Origin of the sequence: Candidatus Aquicultor secundus (assembly GCF_002791875.1) — a bacterium.
Classification (GTDB): Bacteria; Actinomycetota; Aquicultoria; order Aquicultorales; family Aquicultoraceae; genus Aquicultor_A; species Aquicultor_A secundus.
Window position 1 is genome coordinate 596 of record NZ_PFNG01000120.1, and the last position, 4,540, is coordinate 5,135.

Sequence of the window (4,540 nt, forward strand, 5' to 3'; positions counted from 1 at the left end):
GAACACATAAATACATAACAACTTTATTTTCTAAATTTTCTAAACGCACCGGTATGTGGAGGTAGGTTTCAATTGGCACCAAGTCCGAGACGAGGATCCGGCACACGACAATCCGTATCAGATAGGCAGAAAGCCGCCATACTGCTTCTTGCACTTGGCCCTGATCTTTCGTCTTCAATATTGAAGAGACTTAACGAATTTGAGGTTGAAATGCTTGTCGCCGAGATTGCGCATGTCGAGAAATCACCGCAAGAGGTAACCGATAACGTTCTAAAAGAGTTTCACGACATGTATGAAGCCCGGGGTTTTATAACCTCAGGCGGTCTTGAGTACGCGACGGATCTGCTGGAAAGGGCTATGGGCAAGAATAAGGCCAAAGAGATTATTGATAGGCTTACGACGACGCTTGAGCTGGCGCCGTTTCACTTCCTGCGTAATGCAGACCCAAACGAAATTTTTAGCTTCATCGAGGACGAGCACCCGCAAACAATCGCCCTGGTGCTAACGCACCTCAAGCCGGAACAGGCTTCGCTGATACTTAAGCAGCTCGACACCAGCCTGAGGGCTGAAGTTGTCAAGCGAATCGCACTTATGGATAGGACCACCCCGGATATTATCGCCGAGGTGGAAAGCATCCTCGAGTCAAAGATTTCCTCGCTGGCACGCGGACAGGAGTATTCAACTGTCGGCGGCTTGGACGCCACTGTAAAAATCCTAAACCAGGTCGACAGGGGAATTGAGCGGGCGATCCTTGAGGTTCTCGAGGATGAGAACCCCGATTTGGCGGATGAGATTCGCAGGAAGCTCTTTACCTTTGAAGACCTCGTCAATCTTGAGGATCGCGCTGTCCAGCGGTTGCTTCGAGAGGTCGATTCCAAGAAACTCGCTCTTGCGCTTAAGACTGCAAACGATGACCTTAAAGAGAAGATCTTTGCGAATATGTCGCAGAGGGCCGGCGAGATGCTAAGAGAAGACATGGAGTTCCTCGGACCGGTGCGCCTAAAGGACGTCGAGCTGGCACAGCAGGAGATCGTAAACACGGTACGCCGCCTGGAAGAGGAAGGCGAAATTATTGTCGCGCGCGGAGGAGAGGAAGAGATCGTTGTCTAGAATTATCCGCGGTGGCCAGATAAAAAGCCTGCACTTTGAACCCATCCCGGAGGGCTTGGCCGGGGATGTTAATCCCGGCGGTATTATCCCGAGCGATAGTCCACAAGGCAAAGCCCTTATCAATGATGCTACGGCAAAAGCCAAGGTAATTATACAAAGCGCTGAGGAGCAGGCCCAGCAGATCGAGCACGAGGCGTACCAGAGAGGGTATGAGCAGGGGCTTGATTTTGCCAGAGTGCAGACCGCTGAGATGGTTGAGATTATCAAGTCGATGGCCGAGCAGGCGGTCCAGGAAAAATGGAAGTTCGTGAACGATGTTGAGACAAACATCGTCGACCTCGCCATTCAGATAGCGGAAAAAATTGTCGGCGAGCATATTGCAACGAAGCCGGATGTAGTTATAGACATGGCTAAGAGAGCATTGCTGATGGCAGCCGCGCGCGAGCACATCCAGATCAGAGTCAATCCTGAGGATGTGGATGTGGTAAAGACCCACAAAGACGATCTTATTGCTACCATGGATGGCATTAAGAAGATCGAGGTAATGCCCGACAGGAGGGTGGGACGCGGCGGTTGTGTTTTCGAAACCAGCGTTGGTAATGTCGATGCCCGTGTCCAATCCCAGTTATCCCAGATCGAGCAATCATTACGAGGGGTCGTGACTGATGACTAGCCCCGGGATCAAGCAGGTTGATTTTACGAAATTTAGCGAAGTTGTGCGCAAGATCGCGCCGATAAAGCAAAACGGCAAGGTCACTCAGGTAGTCGGACTTGTTATCGAGTCGTGCGGCCCGGCTGCCCAAATCGGTGAACTGTGCCACATACATATATCAAGAAACGAACCGCCCGTAGCCGCTGAGGTAGTAGGCTTTAAGGAGGACAGGGTTCTCTTAATGCCGCTTGGCGATATGAGCGGGATCAAGCCGGGAAGTGAGATCGTGGCGAGCGGCAAGTCGCTCTCGATCGGCGTTGGAGAAACCCTGCTCGGGCGCGTGGTCGATGGTCTTGGCGCACCCATTGACGATAAGGGGCCGATTTTAGCATCGAAAGACTACCCGCTACATAACAAGCCCCCCGATCCTTTAAGTAGGGCGAGAATCAGCCAGCATCTCGCGCTTGGCATCAAGGCAATCGACGGCATTCTCACATGCGGTAGGGGACAGAGGATCGGTATCTTTTCGGGAAGCGGTGTAGGTAAGAGCACGCTTCTCGGTATGATCGCACGAAACACAGAAGCCGATGTTAACGTAATCGGGCTGATTGGAGAGAGGGGTAGGGAGGTCAGGGACTTTATCGAAAAGGACCTAGGTGAGGAAGGTCTGGCCCGTTCGGTAGTGGTTGTAGTGACATCCGACCAGCCCGCGCTGATTCGGCTTAAGGGCGCGTTTGCCGCAACGGCGATCGCCGAGTACTTTAGGGACCAGGGTAAAGACGTTATGCTCATGATGGACTCGGTAACCAGGTTTGCGATGTCACAGCGTGAGGTCGGGCTGGCCATCGGGGAACCTCCCGCCACCAGGGGCTATACGCCATCGGTATTTGCTCTTCTGCCAAAGCTCCTTGAGCGATCGGGTACCGCCAAAAAGGGCACGATAACAGGGTTGTATACGGTGCTCGTCGAAGCCGACGACATGAACGAGCCCATAGCGGATGCCGTTCGCGGTATTCTTGACGGTCACGTGGTACTCTCGCGAAGGCTTGCTTCACAAAACCACTATCCCGCAATCGATATCCTGCAGAGCGTGAGCAGGGTGATGCCCGATATCGTAAGTGACGAGCATATCTCGGCGGCCGGTCGCACCAGAGATATTTTGGCCACTTATCGCGAGGCGGAAGACCTCATCAATATCGGTGCATATGTCAGCGGCAGCAACCCAAGAATCGATTACGCGATAGAGCTTATCGATTATGTAAACACCTTCTTGAAGCAGGGAGTTGCCGAGCGGGAAGATTTCAACGCTATTGTTCAGGGTCTCGAAACTATCTTTACAGATGAAGCTAACCAATAAAAGGAACAACTTTGAGAAGCTTTAAGTTTAAGTTGCAACCCGTCCTGCATCACCGCCAAAAAAAAGAAGATATCTTTAAAAAAGAGCTTGCCGAAGTCAAGTTGCTTTTTGATACAGAGAAGGCAGTGCTGGATAAGCTTAAGTCTAAGCTCTTAGATATTCAAGCGGAACTCAGGCTCAAACAACAATCGTCCTTTACCGCTTCGGAGGCAGCTTCTTACTCAACATATAGAGATCGTGTGGAGCGCGAGATCGAGGTGCAGACCATTAAGCTCACCGATATCGCCAATGAAGTCAAAAGGGCTCAAGAGCGCCTGGTTGAGGCATCAAAAAATAAAAAGATCATGGAAAAACTACATACTAAGAAATATGAAGAGTATAAGGTGGAAGCCGATAAGGCCGAACAAACCCTGATCGATGAGATGGCGACCATGCGGTACAACCGCATGGATTCTTCATTTAAGGAGTAGAGATGCTGGGAAACATCGAGCGCATCATGAGTAGAATTCAGCAGATTCAAAGCCACTTCGGTCAGTCCCCGATGCAGTCAGGTCAAACCGTAAATCAGGGTGCCAACCAAAGTGAGCGGGTTACCGATCTCGCGGATCTCGCCGGTATGGCCGGCATAGCCGATACGACGGATGGGGCTGATGCAACACAGCAAACTTCAGGTTTCTCAGATGTCATGAAGCTCGTTGAGCAGAAGGTAAAAGCCACTCAAGCTAGCACTGCCTGTGCGGTTACCTCTACTAAAAGTGCTTCTACTACGAAGAAGAGCGGTTTCGATGATTTAATAGCGGATGCCGCTCAAAAATACGGTCTTGACGAGGGGCTCATTAAAGCGGTTATTGAGGCGGAATCGGGTTTTAACCCAAAGGCTAAATCACCGGTGGGGGCGACGGGCTTGATGCAGCTTATGCCCTCGACAGCCAAGTCGATGGGCGTGATCGATCCGCTTGACCCGGCTCAAAATATCGATGGCGGCAGCAAATATCTCAAGATGATGCTCGACCGTTTCGATAAGGTCGAGCTTGCCCTTGCCGCGTATAACGCGGGTCCGGGTAACGTAAAGAAATTCGGTGGAATTCCGCCTTTTAAAGAGACAAGGGCGTATGTTGCTAAGATAATGCGCCGGTGGGGCGAGCTAAAGGCATAACGGTATATCTCTGGAGGCTTAAAACGTGGGTGCGGCAAAAGCAAAAAAGCAAAAAAACGGGGTAGTATTAGCAGTAATTCTAATCGTGATATATGTAGTGGTATTGATAGCCACGCTCAAATATACCGGAGTAATAAAGTTCCCGGCAGATAAGAAAAAAACTAATGTCGCAAAGGTAAAAGTCGATAGTAACAACAAGAGCAGGACGTCCGAAAAGACGGCCAAAGCAGCAGAGGAAGAAACCGGGACAACTACAACATCAGTT

General features: G+C 50.8%; 6 protein-coding genes. All 6 read left to right on the plus strand.

Going from position 1 to position 4,540, the window contains the following annotated elements; genetic code table 11:
* Positions 1-72 precede the first annotated feature (72 nt).
* The gene (fliG, locus tag COY37_RS04795; protein WP_286976465.1) at positions 73-1,110 is read left to right on the plus strand and encodes a flagellar motor switch protein FliG; all 1,038 of its coding nucleotides are present in this window, start codon (positions 73-75) and stop codon (positions 1,108-1,110) included.
* Positions 1,103-1,783: a FliH/SctL family protein gene (locus COY37_RS04800; RefSeq protein WP_286678718.1), complete on the plus strand. Its 681-nt coding sequence runs from the start codon at positions 1,103-1,105 to the stop codon at positions 1,781-1,783. Before fliG ends, COY37_RS04800 begins: the two co-directional genes overlap by 8 nt.
* A 7-nt stretch (positions 1,784-1,790) precedes the next feature.
* Positions 1,791-3,119, plus strand: coding sequence for a flagellar protein export ATPase FliI (gene fliI / locus COY37_RS04805; RefSeq protein WP_502690514.1), 1,329 nt, complete (start codon positions 1,791-1,793; stop codon positions 3,117-3,119).
* Between the two features lie 11 nt (positions 3,120-3,130).
* Positions 3,131-3,589, plus strand: coding sequence for a flagellar export protein FliJ (fliJ, locus tag COY37_RS04810; RefSeq protein WP_286678720.1), 459 nt, complete (start codon positions 3,131-3,133; stop codon positions 3,587-3,589).
* A 2-nt stretch (positions 3,590-3,591) separates the two neighbouring features.
* Complete coding sequence (locus tag COY37_RS04815; RefSeq protein ID WP_286678721.1) at positions 3,592-4,275, plus strand: lytic transglycosylase domain-containing protein; 684 nt, start codon at positions 3,592-3,594, stop codon at positions 4,273-4,275.
* 25 nt (positions 4,276-4,300) lie between these two features.
* Positions 4,301-4,540, plus strand: a 240-nt coding sequence (locus tag COY37_RS04820) for a hypothetical protein (RefSeq protein WP_286976472.1), incomplete at its 3' end; no start/stop codon positions are given.